The organism is Desulfobacter curvatus DSM 3379 (genome assembly GCF_000373985.1).
GTDB lineage: Bacteria > Desulfobacterota > Desulfobacteria > Desulfobacterales > Desulfobacteraceae > Desulfobacter > Desulfobacter curvatus.
In genome coordinates this window covers 1-1255 of the sequence record NZ_KB893040.1, presented here as the reverse complement: position 1 = coordinate 1255, position 1255 = coordinate 1, and the positions used below count along the sequence as shown (strand labels likewise).

General features: G+C 42.2%; 2 protein-coding genes. Both read left to right on the top strand.

Translation table 11 applies throughout. From position 1 onward, the window contains the following. Positions 1–247: 247 nt before the first annotated feature. Entirely contained in the window at positions 248–508 is a 261-nt protein-coding gene (locus tag B147_RS33170) for a type II toxin-antitoxin system HicA family toxin (RefSeq protein WP_083927873.1), read from the top strand. Next, positions 505–858, top strand: a complete 354-nt coding sequence (locus B147_RS0110270) for a type II toxin-antitoxin system HicB family antitoxin (RefSeq protein WP_020587115.1) — start codon at positions 505–507, stop codon at positions 856–858. Before B147_RS33170 ends, B147_RS0110270 begins: the two co-directional genes overlap by 4 nt. Positions 859–1255 lie beyond the last annotated feature (397 nt).

Below are 1255 nucleotides of genomic sequence, written 5' to 3'. Positions count from 1 at the left end.
CAATTTTATAGTCGTCTCAGCGAGAAGAAACTATCACGTTTTTTGTTCTCAAAGATAGGCTTTTTTCAAACCGGGAAAATGGGAATGCGCCCAAGAGAGCAAATGGGATGAACCCAACCCAGCTTTCAAAGGAGTTTGGTGTGTCCCGGGCCACCATCTATAATGTACTGAGCGAGGCTGTTTGACTTTAAATTGGAATCCAGGCACGGCATATTTTCATTGACTTGGCATTAAAAAGTAGTACCATATAATCGTAAAACGTAAACATCAAAAAACACTTGAACAGATCTTTGCCAGACCGGTTAGCGGGAGCATTAAATGGCCCGCAATCGAAGCTCTTTTCATAGCGCTTGGGGCAAATATCAGTGAACGCGAAGGCTCCAGAATAGGCGTGGTTCTTTTCGGGGAGGTTCAGGTTTTCCACAGGCCACACCCTTCTCCGGACACAGATAAAGGGGCCGTGACAAGTATACGGAAGTGGTTTGAAAGAAACGGGGTAACGCCATGATGAACATTTTAAAAATAGACGGCCACAAAGCCATTATTAAATATGATCCAGAGATCGACAGCTTTAGGGGCGAATTTCTTGATTTAAACGGCGGTGCAGACTTTTACGCCGGTAACATCGAAGAGCTGAAAAAAGAGGGCCGGATCTCCCTGAAAACCTATCTTGATATATGCCGGGAAGAGGGGATACAGCCATATAAAGAATACTCCGGAAGATTTAATTTAAGGGTTCCACCAGCCCTTCACGCAGAAATCGCTTTAAGAGCCGCATCAGAAGGTAAGAGTTTGAATCAATTTGTAATTGATCTACTGGGAGAAACAATTCAAAGAGAAAATGCCCACACAGAATAAACTTTGTGAATCATATTTCTGGATTTATGATCCACAAACGACTTTGAAGCTAATAGATGCCTCACACCGAATAATATTCTGCATCAATTTTCTATTTTTGACCGGCGCCCGCCGAATTTGAGCGCCAAACAGAATTTGAATAACCGCCTAACCCAAGTTTTCGATTGCAAATTATAAGTTATTGTAATCACGCGGATTGTTGTTTTTAAATTCCTGGTTATGGCACTACTTTTGTCTAAAAATGTTTTTAATCACCGGTCCTGGATATAAACCTATCTCCAAAGCTTTATAAATTTCTTGTCGTCTGGGTTCTGGTCGTTTGCTTTTTCTGATATGAACGGTTTGACCATCCTTGCATTGCATTGAAACTGTCACCCGGCTTTGGCCTTCGAGCTGA